This is a genomic window from Streptomyces sp. NPDC005302 (assembly GCF_040607345.1).
Taxonomy (GTDB): Bacteria; Actinomycetota; Actinomycetes; order Streptomycetales; family Streptomycetaceae; genus Streptomyces.
The window spans coordinates 336,449-353,207 of sequence record NZ_JBEXGN010000005.1; the positions used below are offsets into that span (position 1 = coordinate 336,449).

At 70.6% G+C, this 16,759-nt stretch carries 18 protein-coding genes, 1 tRNA gene and 1 riboswitch; of the genes, 6 read left to right on the forward strand and 13 right to left on the reverse strand.

What is annotated here, in order from left to right; all coding sequences use genetic code 11:
* Positions 1 to 19 precede the first annotated feature (19 nt).
* The 4 genes from ABZT74_RS10165 to ABZT74_RS10180 all read right to left on the reverse strand — a co-directional run bounded on the left by ABZT74_RS10165 (position 20) and on the right by ABZT74_RS10180 (position 3,943).
* Positions 20 to 379 (reverse strand): VOC family protein, encoded by a 360-nt coding sequence (locus tag ABZT74_RS10165; RefSeq protein ID WP_356434005.1) that lies wholly within the window; start codon positions 377 to 379, stop codon positions 20 to 22.
* Positions 380 to 449: 70 nt separating this feature from the next.
* The gene (locus ABZT74_RS10170; RefSeq protein ID WP_356176820.1) at positions 450 to 935 is read right to left on the reverse strand and encodes a hypothetical protein; all 486 of its coding nucleotides are present in this window, start codon (positions 933 to 935) and stop codon (positions 450 to 452) included.
* Between the two features lie 85 nt (positions 936 to 1,020).
* Positions 1,021 to 2,535, reverse strand: a complete 1,515-nt coding sequence (locus ABZT74_RS10175) for an MFS transporter (RefSeq protein WP_356434006.1) — start codon at positions 2,533 to 2,535, stop codon at positions 1,021 to 1,023.
* 79 nt (positions 2,536 to 2,614) lie between these two features.
* Complete coding sequence (locus ABZT74_RS10180) at positions 2,615 to 3,943, reverse strand: DUF445 domain-containing protein (protein WP_356176840.1); 1,329 nt, start codon at positions 3,941 to 3,943, stop codon at positions 2,615 to 2,617.
* A gap of 263 nt (positions 3,944 to 4,206) precedes the next feature.
* Between ABZT74_RS10180 and ABZT74_RS10185 the strand changes: the two genes are divergently transcribed.
* The gene (locus ABZT74_RS10185; protein ID WP_356434007.1) at positions 4,207 to 5,538 is read left to right on the forward strand and encodes an SGNH/GDSL hydrolase family protein; all 1,332 of its coding nucleotides are present in this window, start codon (positions 4,207 to 4,209) and stop codon (positions 5,536 to 5,538) included.
* A gap of 149 nt (positions 5,539 to 5,687) precedes the next feature.
* Here the strand turns inward: ABZT74_RS10185 and ABZT74_RS10190 are convergent, their stop codons facing one another.
* The 4 genes from ABZT74_RS10190 to ABZT74_RS10205 form a co-directional block, all read right to left on the reverse strand.
* On the reverse strand, positions 5,688 to 6,572 hold the full coding sequence (locus tag ABZT74_RS10190; protein WP_356434008.1) for a DUF1707 domain-containing protein: 885 nt from the start codon (positions 6,570 to 6,572) through the stop codon (positions 5,688 to 5,690).
* Between the two features lie 73 nt (positions 6,573 to 6,645).
* The gene (locus ABZT74_RS10195) at positions 6,646 to 7,596 is read right to left on the reverse strand and encodes an ATP-binding cassette domain-containing protein (RefSeq protein WP_355863789.1); all 951 of its coding nucleotides are present in this window, start codon (positions 7,594 to 7,596) and stop codon (positions 6,646 to 6,648) included.
* Positions 7,597 to 7,696: 100 nt separating this feature from the next.
* Complete coding sequence (locus ABZT74_RS10200) at positions 7,697 to 8,557, reverse strand: ABC transporter permease (protein WP_356434081.1); 861 nt, start codon at positions 8,555 to 8,557, stop codon at positions 7,697 to 7,699.
* 52 nt (positions 8,558 to 8,609) lie between these two features.
* Positions 8,610 to 9,410 carry an ABC-2 family transporter protein gene (locus tag ABZT74_RS10205; RefSeq protein WP_356434010.1) on the reverse strand — a complete coding sequence of 267 codons (801 nt, stop codon included), beginning with the start codon at positions 9,408 to 9,410 and terminating at the stop codon, positions 8,610 to 8,612.
* 218 nt (positions 9,411 to 9,628) lie between these two features.
* Between ABZT74_RS10205 and ABZT74_RS10210 the strand changes: the two genes are divergently transcribed.
* The gene (locus ABZT74_RS10210) at positions 9,629 to 12,070 is read left to right on the forward strand and encodes a transglycosylase domain-containing protein (RefSeq protein ID WP_356434012.1); all 2,442 of its coding nucleotides are present in this window, start codon (positions 9,629 to 9,631) and stop codon (positions 12,068 to 12,070) included.
* A 69-nt stretch (positions 12,071 to 12,139) separates the two neighbouring features.
* Here ABZT74_RS10210 and bcp read toward each other — a convergent pair whose 3' ends face one another.
* Positions 12,140 to 12,607: a thioredoxin-dependent thiol peroxidase gene (bcp, locus tag ABZT74_RS10215; RefSeq protein WP_355862919.1), complete on the reverse strand. Its 468-nt coding sequence runs from the start codon at positions 12,605 to 12,607 to the stop codon at positions 12,140 to 12,142.
* Between the two features lie 134 nt (positions 12,608 to 12,741).
* Here bcp and ABZT74_RS10220 point away from each other — a divergent pair, with 134 nt between their 5' ends.
* From ABZT74_RS10220 to ABZT74_RS10235, 4 genes are all read left to right on the forward strand, one after another.
* Positions 12,742 to 13,080 (forward strand): DUF3618 domain-containing protein, encoded by a 339-nt coding sequence (locus ABZT74_RS10220; RefSeq protein ID WP_355862917.1) that lies wholly within the window; start codon positions 12,742 to 12,744, stop codon positions 13,078 to 13,080.
* 43 nt (positions 13,081 to 13,123) lie between these two features.
* Entirely contained in the window at positions 13,124 to 13,480 is a 357-nt protein-coding gene (locus tag ABZT74_RS10225; RefSeq protein WP_081217496.1) for a co-chaperone GroES, read from the forward strand.
* Positions 13,481 to 13,534: 54 nt separating this feature from the next.
* Positions 13,535 to 13,600, forward strand: a riboswitch (guanidine-III (ykkC-III) riboswitch).
* 39 nt (positions 13,601 to 13,639) lie between these two features.
* Complete coding sequence (locus ABZT74_RS10230) at positions 13,640 to 13,960, forward strand: multidrug efflux SMR transporter (RefSeq protein ID WP_356176832.1); 321 nt, start codon at positions 13,640 to 13,642, stop codon at positions 13,958 to 13,960.
* A 153-nt stretch (positions 13,961 to 14,113) separates the two neighbouring features.
* A tRNA-Leu gene (locus tag ABZT74_RS10235) sits at positions 14,114 to 14,197 on the forward strand.
* A gap of 52 nt (positions 14,198 to 14,249) precedes the next feature.
* On the opposite strand, the gene rdgB is transcribed toward ABZT74_RS10235, so the two are convergent.
* The 4 genes from rdgB to ABZT74_RS10255 all read right to left on the reverse strand — a co-directional run bounded on the left by rdgB (position 14,250) and on the right by ABZT74_RS10255 (position 16,632).
* Positions 14,250 to 14,852, reverse strand: a complete 603-nt coding sequence (rdgB, locus tag ABZT74_RS10240) for an RdgB/HAM1 family non-canonical purine NTP pyrophosphatase (protein WP_355862912.1) — start codon at positions 14,850 to 14,852, stop codon at positions 14,250 to 14,252.
* Between the two features lie 124 nt (positions 14,853 to 14,976).
* Positions 14,977 to 15,375 (reverse strand): hypothetical protein, encoded by a 399-nt coding sequence (locus tag ABZT74_RS10245; protein WP_356434014.1) that lies wholly within the window; start codon positions 15,373 to 15,375, stop codon positions 14,977 to 14,979.
* A 142-nt stretch (positions 15,376 to 15,517) separates the two neighbouring features.
* Entirely contained in the window at positions 15,518 to 16,264 is a 747-nt protein-coding gene (gene rph, locus ABZT74_RS10250; protein ID WP_355862908.1) for a ribonuclease PH, read from the reverse strand.
* Between the two features lie 134 nt (positions 16,265 to 16,398).
* Positions 16,399 to 16,632 carry a PTS glucose/sucrose transporter subunit IIB gene (locus ABZT74_RS10255; protein ID WP_069920430.1) on the reverse strand — a complete coding sequence of 78 codons (234 nt, stop codon included), beginning with the start codon at positions 16,630 to 16,632 and terminating at the stop codon, positions 16,399 to 16,401.
* Positions 16,633 to 16,759 lie beyond the last annotated feature (127 nt).

A 16,759-nucleotide genomic window follows, 5' to 3' on the forward strand; every position in this document is an offset into this window, starting at 1 on the left:
TGGGACCGGGTGAACCCGGTCAGGCCCGGTGCCCCAGCACATTGACGACCCGTCCGTTCGGGTCGCGGACGAAGAAGCGTCGTACGCCCCATTCCTCGTCCCGCAGGTCCCGCAGGACCTCCGCGCCCGACGCGAGCACCCGCGCGTACACGGCGTCGATGTCCTCGACCTCCACGCTCAGGTCGGGGACGACGGGGGCGGTGCGTTCCTCGGTGAGGAAGCTGATCTGGGCGGTGGGGTTGGCCGGGGAGGCGAGGGTCATGACCCAGCCCTGGTTCATGACCTCCTCGAACCCGAGCACGCCGTAGAAGTCGCGGTTCGCCGACATGTCCTGCTCGGAGCCGACGTGGATGTCGGGGACGATTCTGCGGACGGTCATGGGCGGTGCCTCCTGATGGTTCGCGGGTGGCGGGACGGCGGGGTGCGTCAGGGACGCGGTACGGGGTTCGTCACGTGCAGGGTCGGTGGGCGCGCACGAACCATTCGTCGATGTCGGCCTGCTCCGTCCAGTCTGTCCTGAACCGCCGGGCCACCGCGGCCACGACCAGCGCACCCGCGGCGCCGAGCAGTGTGAAGAACGCCCAGGTGAGCGGCCAGGCGTCGACGAAGCCGTCCGGCGGTCCGGGATGCGTGCGCAGGGACACGTACAGCAGGGCCGCCGGAGGGGCCGCGACGAGCAGCAGGGGCCAGGCGAGCGCGTCGCGGTGGCCGACGTAGGCGGCCAGGAACAGCAGGCAGACGGCGAGGGCGAGGACGCCCGTACCGGTCACCGGGCTGGTCTCCAGCGTGGAGCCCTGTGCCGCGGGGCGGTTGCGCAGGTCCCAGGGAAGGCAGAGGAGGTACGCCGCGCCGGAGAGGGCGGCGCCGAGCACGCGCGTCAGCCAGCGTTCCGGCCAGGGGCGCGTTCGCAGGGGGCGGAGCAGCTTCTCGGTCATGCGTACGAGGGTTACGTGCCCGGCGGGGGCCCGACAGAGTACGCGTACTCAGAACGGGATACTCGGAAGGGCCCCGCGCCGGAACTCAGTCGGACGGGGCCGACGGCGTCGAGGACGACGTGCCGGTGGTGGAGGGTGCCGTCGACAGGGGGGCGGCGATGTCCTCCAGCCCGCGGCGTTCGGCGTTGACGGCGAAGAACACGGCGACCAGTCCGGCGGCGCACATCAGGCCGGCGCCGATCTGGAAGGCGAGCACCGTGTCGCCGACGACGCCGGACTCGGTGAGGTCGGCGAAGACGAGCGGGCCGCTGATGCCGCCGGCGGCGGTGCCGATGGCGTAGAAGAAGGCGATGGCCATGGCCCGGGTCTCCATGGGGAAGATCTCGGAGACGGTCAGGTAGGCGCTGGACGCTCCGGCGGAGGCGAAGAACAGCACCACGCACCAGCAGGCGGTCATGGTCACGGCGTTCAGCGAGCCCTGGTCGAAGAGCCAGGCGGTTCCGAACAGGAGCACACCGGAGAGCAGGTAGGTCGAGGAGATCATGACCCGGCGGCCGACGGTGTCGAAGAGCTTGCCGAGGAGCAGCGGGCCCATGAAGTTGCCGGCCGCGATGACGGCGAAGTAGTAGCCGGTGCCGCCCGTGGGGACGTCGAAGAACGTGGTGAGGATGGCGCCGAAGCCGAACGTGATCGCGTTGTAGAGGAAGGCCTGGCCGATGAAGAGGGCGAGGCCGAGCACCGCGCGTTTCGGGTAGCGGGCGAAGACGGTCCTGGCGATGATCCCGAAGCCGATGCTCTTGCGCTGCTCGATGGTGATCTCGCCCGCGGGCGGCGGCAGCGTCTTGCCCGTCTCCTTCTCCACCTCCTCCTCGACGGTGGTGACCAGTTCGTCCGCCGCCTCGCCCTGGCCGTGGATGAACTGCCAGCGGGGGCTCTCCGGAACGTGCCGCCTGACCAGCAGGATCACCAGGCCGAGGACGACGCCGAGGGCGAAGGTGAGCCGCCAGCCGAGGTCCTTCGGGAAGATGTCCGTGTTCAGCATGACGATGGACAACAGGGCGCCGCCGATCGCGCCGAGCCAGTAGCTGCCGTTGATGATGAGGTCGACCCGGCCGCGGAACTTGGACGGGATGAGCTCGTCGATCGCCGAGTTGATGGCCGCGTACTCGCCGCCGATGCCGAAGCCGGTGAGGAAGCGGAAGGTGAAGAACCACCAGGCGTCGAAGGACAGGGCGGTCAGCGCGGTCGAGGCGAGATAGACCACGAGGGTGACCATGAACAGCTTCTTGCGGCCGTAGCGGTCGGTCAGCCAGCCGAAGAACAGGGCGCCCGCGCAGGAACCGGCCACGTAGAGCGCCGCCGCGACACCGGTGACCTGCGCCGACGTGATGGAGAGTCCACTGCCCTCCTCGGAGAGGCGGCCCGCGATGTTGCCGACGGTGGTGACCTCGAGACCGTCCAGGATCCAGACGGTGCCGAGGCCGATCACGATCATCCAGTGCCAGCGCGACCACGGCAGCCGGTCCAGCCGGGCGGGCACGCTGGTCGTGATGGTGCCGGTGGACGCGGGCGTGGCGGCCGGCGAGGCGGGTGGGGTCATGAGGCTCCCTCTCCTTCGAGTGAACGCCGCACGTGTTCCCCGATCCCCGCCCGCTTACGCACCCGCCGTCCGCGCCCGGCTACGCCCCCAGCGCCCGCGACACGGTGTAGATCAGCAGGCCGACGAGCGAGCCGACCACCGTGCCGTTGATCCGGATGAACTGCAGGTCACGGCCGATGTTCGCCTCGATCTTCTTGGTCGTGTGCTCGGCGTCCCAGCCGGCGACCGTGTCGGTGATGAGCGAGGTGATCTCCGTGCGGTACGTCGTCACGACGTACACCGCGGCGCCCTCGACCCAGCCGTCGACCTTGGCCTGCAGCTTGGGCTCGGTGGCCATGCGGGCGCCGAGGGACAGCAGCGAGGCCCGCACACGCAGCCGCAGTTCGCTGCGCTCGTCCTCCGCGGCGGAGACGATCATCGACCGTACGGCCGTCCAGGCGGACGCGATCAGGTCCTGGACCTCGCCGCGGCCCAGCACCTCGCCCTTGAGGCGCTCCACGCGGGCCCGGGTCTCGGTGTCGGACTGCAGGTCGGAGGCGAAGTCGGTGAGGAACCGGTCCAGGGCGCCGCGGGCCGGGTGGGCCGGGGAGTCGCGCATCTCGGTGACGAAGCGGAGCAGCTCCCGGTAGACGCGCTCGCCGACCTTCTTGTCGACGAAGCGGGGGGTCCAGCCGGGCGCGCCGCCCTGCACGGCGTCCATGACCTGCTCGTCGTGGAAGACCAGCCAGTCGTGGGCGCGGCTGACCACCAGGTCGACGACCCGCCGGTGCCCGCCGTCCGCGACGACCCGCTCCAGCATCTTGCCGATGCCGGGGCCGATCTCCTGGGCGTCGGCGCGCCGGGTGATGGCCTCACCGACGACGGCCTGGACGTCCGAGTCCCGCAGCACGGTCAGCGCGCCCCGCAGGGCGGCGGCCAGTTCGGCGGTCACCCGGTCCGCGTGCTCGGGGTCCGCGAGCCAGGCGCCCAGCCTGCTGCCGATGCCCACGGCCCGCAGCCGCTGCCGCACGACCTCCTCGGAGAGGAAGTTCTCGCCGACGAACTCGCCGAGCGAGACGCCCAGCTGGTCCTTCTTGGTGGGGATGATCGCGGTGTGCGGGATGGGCAGGCCGAGCGGGTGCCGGAAGAGGGCGGTGACGGCGAACCAGTCGGCCATCGCGCCGACCATGCCCGCCTCCGCGGCCGCCGCGACATAGCCGGCCCAGGCGCCCGCGCCCTCGTGCGAGGCCCACTTCGCCAGCACGTACACCAGGGCGACGAGGAGCAGCAGGCCGGTGGCGGTCGCCTTCATCCGGCGCACCCCGCGCTGCTTCTCGATGTCGGAGGCGCTGAAGGTGTTCATCGCTCGGCCCGGCGGCGCGGCGGGCGCCGTGGCGTTCGCGGTCCCCCCGGAGCGGGCATGCTCCATGCCGTCCGGTTCACCCGATTTCGTGCGTTCCATTCACTCCACCCGTCCACAGAACCCGACCCACCCGTAAATATTGTCTCTTTCCCCTCTCTTCTTGACCGACTACGGGAACGGCACACGAGTTCCCGGCGTCTGTTCGGATGGGGATTCGACCGGAGGGACCCAAAGGGGGGTGCGTCGGTACTCTCCCGCGCCCATGACGCATCATGGGGTGATCACATCGGAGCATTTCGCTCCCATCGTTTCGAGGAGAGACGCACCGCATGACCAAGCGTCACGGTTATGCCCTGCTCGCCGCGGTTCTCGCCGTGGTCGTGGTCCTTTCCGGGGCCATCTACATCGGTGTCGCCGCCGACGACGGCAGTGGCACCCGGACCGACGTCGCCGCCGGGCGCACGTCGCACAATTCCGCCGCGCCCGCGTCCACCGGCACCTGGGTCGGCGCCTGGTCGGCGTCCCCGGCCGGCGCGGAACCCGGCACGGAGACCGACGGCATGGCCGGCCGCTCCGTACGCAACGTCGTGCACGCCGCCGTCGGAGGTACGGGTGCCCGCATCACGCTGTCCAATCTCTACGGACAGCAGCCGCTGGCTCTCGCGCACGCCACGATCGCGGTCGCCGCGACCGCCGACAACGCCGCCGCGGCGGCCGACACCATGCGCCGCCTCACGTTCGGCGGCGCCACGGCCGTCGTGATACCGGCGGGCGGACAGGTGATGAGCGACGCCGTCCGGGTACGCATCCCGCACGGCGCGGACATCCTGGTGACGACGTACTCGCCGACACCGTCCGGACCGGTCACCTACCACCCGATGGCACGCCAGCTCTCCTACGTCGCGCAGGGCGACCGTACGGAGGACGTGAGCGGCACCTCGTACACCGAGCAGACGCCGTACTGGCGTTACCTGACGGCGGTCGACGTGCTGAGCGACGAGGCGACGGGCACGGTCGTCGTGCTCGGCGACTCGCTCACCGACGGCGTCACCTCGACCGTGGGGGCCAACCGCCGCTGGCCCGACGTCCTCGCGGAGCGGCTGCGCGCCTCGGCCGGGACCGGCGAGACGCCCCGCTACAGCGTCGTGAACCAGGGCATCAGCGGCAACCAGATCCTCGCCGCGGGCCTCGGCCGTCCCGCGGACAACCCCAGCGGGCTGAGCCGCTTCGGACGGGACGTCCTCGACCGGACGAACGTCAAAGCCGTCGTCATCGACCTCGGCGTCAACGACATCCTGCGCAACCCGAACCAGGTCGACCCGCGCACCATCACGGCGGGCCTGCGGACCCTGGTCCGGCAGGCGCACGCCCGCGGCCTGCGGGTCGTCGGTGCCACCCTGATGCCCTTCCAGGGCCACCGGGGCTACACCCTCCAGCGGGAGGCCGTCCGTGAGGCCGTGAACGCCGAGATCCGCGCCGGGAAGGTCTACGACGCCGTCGTCGACTTCGACGCGGCCCTGCGCGACCCGTACAACCCGCGCCGCCTCCGGACCGACTACGACTCGGGGGACCATCTCCACCCGAGCGACCGGGGCTTCCGGCGGATGGCCGAGGTGTTCGACCTCCAGCAGCTGATGGGCTCGGCTCCGGCGGAGCTGTGATCCGGCCCCTCATGCTCTCCGGCGCGCCCGCGATCGCGGGCGCGCCGCGGCCGTCCAGGGTGGCATCGCGTCCGCCGACGGCCGCGGAGGGCGCGGGAGTTGCGTAGTCAGCAGTCAGCAGTCAGGCATCAGTGGTCAGTCATCAGTAGTCAGTAGTCGCCGAAGTGGCGGCGGTGACGGTCCTCGCGGCGCTCCCGGTGACGCTCCCGGCGCTCCTCGTGCCGTTCGTGGCGCTCCCGCTCGCGCTCGTCCCGGTACTCGTGATGGTCTTCGTGCCGGTCGCGGATCAGGTCCCGCGCTTCGTCGAGGGCGTCGAACACGTCACCGAGGCGGCCGCCCTGCGACCCCTGCAGCTCCTTGCGGGCCGCACGGCGCTCCAGCTTCTCCTGGCGGCGCTCCTCCCGCTGCCGCTGACGCTCGGCGCGGGTGAGCTTGCGCTCCACACCGACGCCGCCCCAGAAGGCGAAGCCCGTGATGATCACCCTGGGCGCCCCGGGATCGCCCGGCCGGCCCTCCTCGCGGTGGTCGAAGCCGCCCATGATGCCGATGCCGCGGACCACGACCTCGACGCCGGGCGGCACGATGACGTTCATCCCGCCCATGACCGCGACGCAGTTGACGACGACCTCACGGTCCGCGAAGTTCGCCTCGCGCAGGTCGATCTCGCCGCCGCCCATGAAGGCGACGGAGTTGAAGCGGCGCGGCACCGTCCAGCGGCCCTTGCGCTCGAAGCCGGACAGTACGGCCACACCCCACGACGAGGAACCCTCGCCGCCCACGATCCGCGAGCCCCAACTGCCGTCGTCCACGGGCTGCTTGACCATGGAGATCGGGGACGCGACCGCCCCGCCGGGCAGATCGCGGGTGATCGGCGTCAACTCCCCGTAGGTGCGGGCCTTGTACGTCGCCTCCAGCCGCTCCTCGAACTCCTCCATGTCGAGGCGTCCTTCGGCGAGGGCGTCCCTCAGCTGTTCGGAGACCCGTTCACGATCGGCGTCGGAGGCGCGCAGCTCCGGGAGTTCGTCGTCCGTCATGGACAGCAGCCTACGAGTTCCCCCGGCCGCTCGCCATGCCGCTCGCCGCCTTGGACGAGCCCGGGCAGTCGCCTCATGAGACCGCTTTCTCCGCGTACATGCGGCTGATCACGGCCTCGATGTCCGGCTCCCGCACCGAGAGGTCCACGAGCGGGTACTCCGCCGCGATCCGCGCCACCAGCGGAGCCGCCGACTGGGCCGCGGGGAACGCCAGCCACTGACGCGGCCCCTCCACCTTCACCACACGCGCCGACTCCAGCTCGATCGGCGGGAGTTCCCGCTCCAGATCGACGACCAGGGTCCGCTCGCTCTCCCCCACCTCGTGCAGCCCGGCGAGCGCGCCGTCGTACATCAGCCGGCCGTGGTCGATGACCATCACGCGCCGGCACAACTGCTCGATGTCGGTCAGGTCGTGCGTGGTGAGCAGGACGGTCGTGCCGCGGTCGGCGTTCAGGTCCCGCAGGAACTCCCGGACCCGCGCCTTGCTGATCACGTCGAGCCCGATGGTCGGCTCGTCCAGGTAGAGCACCTCGGGATCGTGCAGCAGGGCCGCCGCGATGTCGCCGCGCATCCGCTGCCCCAGCGACAGCTGCCGCACGGGCACGTCCAACAGGGCCCCGAGTTCGAGGAGTTCGACACAGCGGTCGAGGTTCTCCCGGTAACGCCCGTCGGGGATGCGGTACATGCGGTGCATCAGCCGGTAGGAGTCGATCAGCGGAAGGTCCCACCACAGGGTCGTCCGCTGCCCGAACACCACGCCGATCCGGCGGGCCAGCCGGGTCCGCTCCCTGGACGGGTCCAGCCCCGCGACCCGCAGCCGGCCGCCGCTCGGGGTGAGGATGCCGGTGAGCATCTTGATGGTCGTCGACTTCCCCGCGCCGTTCGGACCGATGTAGCCGACCATCTCGCCGCGCCGCACGGCGAACGAGATCGAGTCGACCGCCCGCACCTGCCGCCGCTCACTGCGCAGGAACCCGGTCCTTTTGCGCACGTCGAAGACCTTCTCGACGCCGTCCAGCTCGATGAATCCGGCGTCCCGACCCGTGGGTCCGCCGCCCCGGCCCGCCGGTGCGCTGTCCGCGCCCGCCGGTCCGCCGTCCTCGGTGATGGCCACGCCCGTTCCCCTAACTTCCGGTACTGCGGTAGGCGCGCAGCCCCGCGCGCCAGGCGATCCCGGCGAGCGCGCAGCACAGCGCCGCCACGAGTGGCGGTGTGAAGGCGACCCAGGCCGGCAGGTCGAGCGGATACGGCCGCCCCAGCACGTACAGCGCGGGCAGCCAGTTGACGAAGGCGAGCGGGAGCACGAAGGTCACCCCGCGCACCATGTCCTTGGCGAAGACGGTCGGCGGGTACTGCAGGAGCGTGCTGCCGCCGTACGTGAAGGAGTTCTGCACCTCGGAGGCGTCCTGCGCGACGAACTGGAAGGCCGCGCCCGCCACGAACACCGCCGAGAAGATCACGCCGCCGCTGAGCAGCATCACCGGGACCAGCAGCACCTTGAGCGGCGTCCACTGGATGTCGAGGACGGCGACGGCGTAGCCGAGGACGAACAGGCCCTGGACGATGCGGCCGAGGCGGCGCAGCGCGAACCGGTCGGCGGCGACCTGCGCGAGGACGGGCGCGGGACGCACCAGCAGGGTGTCGAGGGTGCCGTCGCGCACCCGTCGTCCGAGCCGGTCCATCGAGCCGAGCGCGAGGTCCGCGAGCCCGAAGGCGGTGCCGGCCACCCCGTAGAGGAAGGCCACCTCGGGCAGTCCGTAGCCGCCGATCCGGTCGACCTGCGAGAACATCAGCAGGATCGCCACGAAGTCCAGGGCGGTCGCGGCGAAGTTCCCGAGCGCGGTCATCGCGAACGACGCCCGGTAGGCCATCGTCGAGCGCATCCACATCGCCGTGATCAGCCGGTAGGCGCGCAGCCCGTCGCACAGCCGCTCGTACGCCCCCTGGCGCGCGAAGGGATGCGCCTTAGCCGCCGGCTCCCCCACCGGTCCGGCCGCCGGACCGGGCGGCCTCTCCCGCACGGCTTCCTCGACAGGGTCAGCCACCCTGCACCACCACCCTCCGGGTCGCCGCCGACTGGAGCAGCCGCCCGGCCGTGAGCAGCGCGAGCGCCCAGGCGGCCTGGAACGCGTATGTGCCGAGCGGATCCGCCGTACCGAGCAGGACGTCCACGGGCGCCTGGATCAGCGACGACCAGGGCAGGGCCCGTACGACCTCGCCGAGCGTGCCCGGGAACACGTTCAGCGGCAGCAGCATCCCCGAGCAGAACACCCCGGCGATCATCGTGAGCTGGGAGACTCCCGCGCCGTCGAGCAGCCAGAACGCCGACAGCGCCACCAGGAACCGGATCGAGAACCCGACGACCACGCCGAGCGCGACCGCGACCAGGAAGGCCAGCCAGGTCAGCGGATCGGCGGGCAGCGCCAGGTCGAAGAAGAGCGCCCCGAAGGCGAGCGGGATCAGCCCGCGGCCCAGCAGGTGGAACAGCGCCCGTCCCATGTCCTGCGCGAGCCACCACAGCTGCAGGTCCGCCGGACGGTACAGGTCGATCGCGATGTCACCCGTACGGATGCGCTCGATCAGCTCGTCCTCGAAGCCGCCGCCCATCACCGCGACAACCATCAGCAGCGCCTGGCTGAGCCACACGTAACTGAGCGCCTGGGACTGGTCGTAGCCCCCGAGGTGCGGCCTGGTGTCCCAGAGCGCGATGAAGATGTAGGCGAGGATCAGCCCGAAGACGGTGTTCGTGAAGACGCCGGCGGCCGTGGCGGTCCGATAGGTGGCGTACCGCCGGAAGCCGCCCGCCGCGACGGAGGCGTACAACCGCGTCGTGCCCACAACCCGTCCCTCTCCTGAGCGTTGAGCCAAGTTGAGCCAAAGCGCAGGAGCCTAGCCCCCGCCCCGCGCGCGCCGCCAGGCATTTTCCGGCGCGACGCGTGCCGGGATCAGGGAACGAAACGCAGGGTGCGACAGTCTTCAAGAGGGGCGCACCAGGCGTTTGAGGCGTAAGAGGTCGTACGGCGACGTACGACGCGAAACAGGAGTCCGGCGAACAGATGAGTGACGAGCCGCAGCCGCAGCGGAACGACCAGGGCTGGGCACCCAGGGAACCGGAACCGGGCCCCCGCCCGGCCGGCGAACCCGCGGCGGGGCCGGGCGAACCCGGCAAGAAGCGGAAGGAGAAGCGGAAGCGGACCGGCTGGCGCCGGCTCGTCCCGACCTGGCGGATGCTGCTCGGCACCCTCGTGTGCCTGATCCTCGTCCTGGTCGGCCTCTTCGCGCTCGGCTACTACCTCGTCAAGATCCCGCCGGCGAACGCCGCCGCGACCAAGCAGAGCAACGTCTATCTGTACGCCGACGGCAGCCAGCTCGCCCGCGACGGCGACGTCAACCGCGAGAACGTCTCCCTCGCCCAGATCTCCAAGGACGCCCAGCACGCCACGCTCGCCGCCGAGGACCGCGACTTCTACACCGAGTCCGCCATCGACCCCAAGGCGATGATCCGCGCGGGCTGGAACACGGCCACCGGCAAGGGCAGGCAGTCCGGCTCGACGATCACCCAGCAGTACGTGAAGAACTACTACCTGGGCCAGGAACAGACCGTCACCCGCAAGATCAAGGAGTTCTTCATCTCCATCAAGCTCGACCGGGAGAAGAGCAAGGACGACATCCTGGAGGGCTACCTCAACACCAGCTACTACGGCCGCAACGCCTACGGCATCCAGGCCGCCGCGCAGGCCTACTACGGCGTCGACGCCCGGAACCTGACCGTGGCCCAGGGCGCCTACCTCGCCGCGCTGCTCAACGCGCCCAGCGAGTTCGACGTGATCGCGCACCCCGAGAACAAGGCGGCGGCGCTCGCCCGCTGGAACTACGTCCTCGACGGCATGGTCAAGAAGAAGTGGCTCACCCAGCCGGCGCGCGCCCGGGTCACCTTCCAGCCGCCCAAGCAGGCCAAGGGATCGGCGGGCATGTCCGGCCAGCGCGGCTACCTCGTGCAGGCGGTCAACGACTACCTGACCTCGAACAAGATCCTCGACGAGGACACCCTCACCACCGGCGGCTACCGCATCACGACCACCCTGCAGAAGCCCAAGCAGGACGCCTTCGTGAAGGCCGTGAACGACCAGGTGACGGACCGGCTCGACAAGAAGAACCGCAAGGTCGACGCCTACGTCCGGGCCGGCGGCGTCGCCATCGACCCGTCCAGCGGCAAGGTCCGCGCGATGTACGGCGGCATCGACTACACCAAGCAGTACGTGAACAACGCGACCCGCCGCGACTACCAGGTCGGCTCCACCTTCAAGCCGTTCGTCTTCACCTCGGCCGTGCAGAACTTCTCCACGACGCAGGACGGCCGCATGATCACCCCGAACACCGTCTACGACGGCACCGACAAGCGCCCGGTGCAGGGCTGGAGCGGCGGCCCCTACGCCCCGGAGAACGAGGACGGCGTCTCGTACGGCGACATCACCGTCCGCACCGCCACCGACAAGTCGGTCAACTCGGTGTACGCGCAGATGGCCGTCGACGTCGGCCCCGCCAAGGTGGAGAAGACCGCCGTGGCGCTCGGGCTGCCCGCGAACACCCCCGACCTGACGGCCTCGCCGTCCATCGCCCTCGGCCCGGCCACCGCCAGCGTCCTCGACATGACGGAGGCGTACGCCACGCTCGCCAACCACGGCCGGCACGGCACGTACTCCCTCGTCGAGAAGATCACCAAGGACGGTGAGGACGCCGTGGAGCTGCCGAAGCAGCAGACCACCCAGGCGGTGAGCCGTCAGGCCGCCGACACGACCACGTCCATGCTCCAGAGTGTCGTCGACGGCGGCACCGGGCAGGCCGCGCAGGCCGCCGACCGGCCCGCCGCGGGCAAGACCGGCACCGCCGAGGAGGACACGGCCGCCTGGTTCGCGGGCTACACCCCCGACCTCGCCACCGTCGTCTCCGTGATGGGCCAGGACCCCGAGACCGGCGCCCACAAGTCCCTGTACGGCGCGCTCGGCCAGGCCCGCATCAACGGCGGCGGCTACCCCGCCCAGATCTGGGCCCAGTTCACCAAGGACGCCCTCGAAGGCACCGACGCGTCCGACTTCGACCTCCAGCTCCAGCCGGGCGCCGAGGAACAGGAGGACGTCCCCTCCTTCGAGCCCAGCGAGCCGGACACCACCGGCGACGACGACGCCGGCACCACCGACGGCGGGCAGGAGACCCCGGGCCAGGAGCAGACGCGGGGCCCCAGCCAGTCCCCGGGCCGGACCAACGGCCAGACCCAGGGACAGACCGCGGGTCAGAACCAGGGCCAGACCAACGGCGGCGCCGACACCGGAGGCGGCACCACGAACGGTGACGGCGGGGGCACCACCGACGGCGGCACCACGGGATCCACCACGGACGGCGGCACCGGGACCACCACCGACGGCGGAACCGCGGACGGCGGAACGGGCACCGGCGCGGGCGAAGGCCCGCTGGGCACGCTCACCTCCAGAAAACCCTGACCGGCCGGGCGGCACGCGGCGGCCGCCCCCGGAGGACGGTCCCGCGCGCGCCGGACCGTACCGAGCGGGTCAGATCCCCAGATCCTTGATGATCTTCGCCACGTGCCCGGTCGCCTTCACGTTGTAGAAGGCCCGCTCGACCTTGCCCTCCTCGTCCACCACCACCGTGGAGCGGATGACCCCGACGACCGTCTTGCCGTACAGCTTCTTCTCGCCGAACGCGCCGTACGCCTCCAGGACCGACTTGTCGGTGTCCCCGACCAGGGTGACCTTCAGGGACTCCTTCTCACGGAACTTCGCGAGCTTCTCCGGCTTGTCCGGGGAGACACCGATGACGTCGTAACCGGCGCTCGCCAGCACGTCGAGGTTGTCCGTGAAGTCACAGGCCTGCTTCGTGCAGCCCGGGGTGAGGGCGGCCGGGTAGAAGTAGACGATGACCTTGCGGCCCTTGTGGTCCGCCAGGGAGACCTCGTTGCCGTCGGCGTCGGGCAGGGTGAAGGCGGGGGCGGTGTCGCCGGGCTGCAGTCGCTCGCTCATCGGTACCTCACGTGGCCAAGGGGATGGAATGGATACGGAACGAGCGTAATGGGGGGTGCCGAGGGGTGCGGCGCAGCAGGAGCTGACAGACTGTCCGAACCAGACAGTCACTACACGACCACGGAGGCAGCGCGGTGTCGGATACGTCGGACACGTCGGATACCAGGACTCCGGCGCAGATCGAGGCGGACATCAAGAACCGCCGGACAACGCTCGCCGACACGCTCGACGAGATCGGTGTGCGGGTCCACCCCAAGACGATCGTCGGAGACGCCAAGGCCAAGGTCGCCTCCAACATCGACCACACGCTGGGGCGCGCCTATGTCGGCGTGAACCGCGTCGTCGGTGATGTGAAGGGGCAGTTCGTCACCGAGGAGGGTTCGCCCCGGCTGGAGCGCATCGTGCCGGCGGCCCTGCTCGCTGTGGGTGTCGTCGGACTGCTCGTGCTGGGCACGCGGCGGCGCAAGGGCTGACCCGCTCGGCTACGGAGGGCTCGGGGACAGGTAGGTTCTGGGCGTGAGCGCCAATCGGGAACAGCACAACACCCATGACGACAAGTTGCCCATCCGGATGCTGCACGACCGTGTCCTCGTGCGGCAGGACGCCGCCGAGGGCGAGCGTCGTTCCGGCGGCGGCATCCTGATCCCCGCGACGGCGGCCGTCGGCCGCCGCCTCGCCTGGGCCGACGTCGTCGCGGTGGGCCAGAACGTCCGTACGGTCGAGCCGGGCGACCGGGTCCTGTACGACCCCGAGGACCGCGCCGAGGTCGAGGTGCGCGGGATCGCCTATGTGCTGATGCGCGAGCGGGACCTGCACGCCGTGGCCGCGGACCGGTTCGAGGGGTCCGAGGACTCGACGGGCCTGTATTTGTAGGGCGAACATCGCCGTAAGGGGCTGGTGACCATGGTCACCAGCCCCTTACACATTCCTTTGCTACGGTGGAAAGCACCCCGACGAGACGCGCCGTACCGGGTAGGGCAAAGACGACGCACTTCCGTCCAGCCGTCGTCCTGTCTCTCGGAGGTGCCTCCCATGGCCTGGGTTCTGCTGCTCGTCGCCGGTCTGCTCGAAGTCGGCTGGTCGATCGGGATGAAGTACACCGACGGATTCACCCGCCCGGTCCCGAGCGTGCTCACCGGCGCGGGAATCGTCGCCAGCATGGTCCTCCTCTCGTACGCCGCGAAGACCCTCCCCATCGGCACGGCCTACGGCGTCTGGGTCGGCATCGGCGCGGCGGGCGCCGCCGTCCTCGGCATGCTCCTCCTCGGCGAACCGGCCACGGCGGCCCGTATCTTCTTCATCGGCCTGCTGCTGGTGGCGGTGGTGGGGCTGAAGGTGACATCGGGGCATTGAGCCACGGCCTGGGCGGCTCGGAGGTCACGAACACTGTCGGAGCCGTGGGGAAGTCGTGGGTGGATCCAGCGAGTTCCGGGCGGCACCGCACAGCACCTGGTGCGGGGGAGGCAGAACTCCGCGAGCGAGTCCCGATACGATGGCGGGCGGTTGGCGGCGGTGGCGCAACGGCGACGCAGCAGACTTAGGATCTGTGGCCCGTGAAACGGCTTGAGGGTTCGAATCCCTTCCGCCGCACCCCTGAACGGCCTGCGCGTCGAAAGATGCGCAGGCCGTTCTCCGTGTGCGCTCAGCCCAGCAACTCCCGTACCACCGGTACCAGTGCTCGGAACGCCTTGCCTCGGTGGCTGATCGCGTTCTTTTCCGCGGGGGTGAGTTCCGCGCAGGTGCGGGTGTCGCCCTCGGGCTGGAGGATCGGGTCGTAGCCGAAGCCGTGGGTGCCGGCCGGGGTCCGGCGGAGGGTGCCGAGGAGTTGGCCCTCGACGACGCGTTCCGTGCCGTCCGGCAGGGCGAGGGCCGCCGCGCACGCGAAGTGGGCGCCGCGGTGCGGGGCGTCGATGTCGGAGAGCTGGGCGAGGAGCAGGTCCAGGTTGGCCTGGTCGTCGCCGTGGCGGCCGGCCCAGCGTGCGGAGAAGATCCCGGGGGCGCCGTTCAGCACGTCGACGCACAGGCCCGAGTCGTCGGCGACGGCCGGCAGCCCGGTCGCCCGGGCGAGTGCGTGTGCCTTCAGCAGGGCGTTCTCGGCGAAGGTGACGCCGGTTTCCTTAACGTCGGGGATGTCGGGATAGGCGTCCGCGCCGACGAGGTCGTGCGTGATGCCTGCGTCGGCGAGGATCGCCTTCAGTTCGGTGAGCTTGCCGGCGTTGCGGGTGGCGAGGATCAGGCGGGTCATGGGGGCCAGTATCTCCGAGGCGGCGCCGTTGCCGGACGGGCGGGCGTCCCGCGAGCTGTGGTGGACGCCCGGTCCCCGCGGGATGCCGGTGCCGGCCCTGAGGGCCCCGCCGATCGCATCGCCCCTACGGCGTGCACACCTTCGTCAGTTCGCCCGCCGCGTCCGTGACGGGGCTGATGTCGGGGGTGTTGTCGCCGTTCTTGACGGCGGTGCGGACGTTGGCGACGGCCTTGCTCAGGTTGTCGACCGCCTTGTTGACGTCGGCGTTGTCGGTCTTGTCGCCGATGTTGTCGAGGTTGTTCTCGATCGAGTTGAGGGAGGCGTCGGTCTGCGACGGGTCGTCGGCCGCGTTCTCCACCGCCTGCTGGAGGTCGGTGACGCTGTCGGCTATCGAGTCGGCGGTCTGCACGCAGTCGAGCGCCTTGTTGACGGCGTCGCAGCCGACGGCCGCCGGCAGGAGGACGAGTGCGGCGGTGACGGCGAGTGCGGCGGTACGGCGACGACGGTGGTGGCGCGCGGCCATGGAACGGTCCCTCCCCGTGGGCATGATGGCGTACGGCCGCGTCGGCGGCCGGTACGTCCCGCGGTGGGGCCCCGATCCGCCTGACGTGGCCGGCGGGGCGCACGGCTGGACCGTGCGCCCGTACCCCTTAGAACGCGTGGAATTAACGCGCGGTTGCCTCACCGGTCGATTCGAGTACCGCGCGCTGCACGGCGGCGAGTTCGTCGCAGCCGGCGACGGCGAGGTCGAGGAGGGCGTTGAGCTCCTTGCGGTCGAAGGGCTCGGCCTCGGCGGTGCCCTGGACCTCGACGAAGCGGCCGTCACCGGTGCACACGACGTTCATGTCGGTGTCGGCCTTCACGTCCTCCTCGTAGCAGAGGTCGAGGAGCGGAACGCCGCCGACGATGCCGACGGAGACGGCGGAGACGGTGCCGGTGAGCGGCTTGCGGCCGGCCTTGATGAGCTTCTTGCCCTGGGCCCAGGCGACGGCGTCGGCGAGGGCGACGTACGCGCCGGTGATGGCCGCGGTGCGGGTGCCGCCGTCGGCCTGGAGGACGTCGCAGTCGAGGACGATGGTGTTCTCGCCGAGCGCCTTGTAGTCGATGACGGCGCGCAGGGAACGGCCGATGAGGCGGCTGATCTCGTGGGTGCGGCCGCCGATCTTGCCGCGGACGGACTCGCGGTCGCCGCGGGTGTTGGTGGCGCGGGGCAGCATGGAGTACTCCGCGGTGACCCAGCCCTCGCCGCTGCCCTTGCGCCAGCGGGGGACGCCTTCGGTGACGGAGGCCGTGCAGAAGACCTTGGTGTCGCCGAAGGAGACGAGGACGGAGCCCTCGGCGTGCTTGCTCCAGCCACGCTGGATGGTGATGGGGCGCAGCTGTTCAGGGGTGCGGCCGTCGATGCGAGACATGCCGCTGAGCCTATCGGCACACGGGTGAGGGGCTGTCCGCCGGTGACGGAAGCAGCCCCTCGGGGGTGAGCCGGGTTCGTCGAGGCGGGGTGCCGCTCGCGGGGAGCGGCGGGTGCCTCAGCGGGTCCCGGTTCTCACATCATGTCTTCGATCTCGCCGGCGATGGGGTCCGCGTCGGTGCCGATGACGACCTGGATGGCGGTGCCCATCTTGACGACGCCGTGGGCGCCGGCGGCCTTGAGGGCGGCTTCGTCGACCAGCGAGGCGTCGTGGACCTCGGTGCGCAGGCGGGTGATGCAGCCTTCGACTTCCTCGATGTTGTCGATGCCGCCGAGCCCGGCGACGATCTTCTCAGCCTTCGTGGCCATGTCCTACTCCCTGGTCAGAACCGCTTTGTCGCAGTAACCCACAGTTGGCCCATCTTCGCGAGCGGTCGTGTCGTGGGTGCCGAATGATGGCGATCACGACAGAGCGACGCGTCGTCAACTGGTCTAC

What these genes read in the sequence shown, in the direction of transcription:
- ABZT74_RS10165 (WP_356434005.1), bottom strand. Translation starts at nt 379, where the DNA reads ATGACCGTCCGCAGAATCGTCCCCGACATCCACGTCGGCTCCGAGCAG.
- ABZT74_RS10170 (WP_356176820.1), bottom strand. Translation starts at nt 935, where the DNA reads ATGACCGAGAAGCTGCTCCGCCCCCTGCGAACGCGCCCCTGGCCGGAA.
- ABZT74_RS10175 (WP_356434006.1), bottom strand. Translation starts at nt 2,535, where the DNA reads ATGACCCCACCCGCCTCGCCGGCCGCCACGCCCGCGTCCACCGGCACC.
- ABZT74_RS10180 (WP_356176840.1), bottom strand. Translation starts at nt 3,943, where the DNA reads ATGGAGCATGCCCGCTCCGGGGGGACCGCGAACGCCACGGCGCCCGCC.
- ABZT74_RS10185 (WP_356434007.1), top strand. Translation starts at nt 4,207, where the DNA reads ATGACCAAGCGTCACGGTTATGCCCTGCTCGCCGCGGTTCTCGCCGTG.
- ABZT74_RS10190 (WP_356434008.1), bottom strand. Translation starts at nt 6,572, where the DNA reads ATGACGGACGACGAACTCCCGGAGCTGCGCGCCTCCGACGCCGATCGT.
- ABZT74_RS10210 (WP_356434012.1), top strand. Translation starts at nt 9,629, where the DNA reads ATGAGTGACGAGCCGCAGCCGCAGCGGAACGACCAGGGCTGGGCACCC.
- bcp (WP_355862919.1), bottom strand. Translation starts at nt 12,607, where the DNA reads ATGAGCGAGCGACTGCAGCCCGGCGACACCGCCCCCGCCTTCACCCTG.
- ABZT74_RS10230 (WP_356176832.1), top strand. Translation starts at nt 13,640, where the DNA reads ATGGCCTGGGTTCTGCTGCTCGTCGCCGGTCTGCTCGAAGTCGGCTGG.
- rdgB (WP_355862912.1), bottom strand. Translation starts at nt 14,852, where the DNA reads ATGACCCGCCTGATCCTCGCCACCCGCAACGCCGGCAAGCTCACCGAA.
- ABZT74_RS10245 (WP_356434014.1), bottom strand. Translation starts at nt 15,375, where the DNA reads ATGGCCGCGCGCCACCACCGTCGTCGCCGTACCGCCGCACTCGCCGTC.
- rph (WP_355862908.1), bottom strand. Translation starts at nt 16,264, where the DNA reads ATGTCTCGCATCGACGGCCGCACCCCTGAACAGCTGCGCCCCATCACC.
- ABZT74_RS10255 (WP_069920430.1), bottom strand. Translation starts at nt 16,632, where the DNA reads ATGGCCACGAAGGCTGAGAAGATCGTCGCCGGGCTCGGCGGCATCGAC.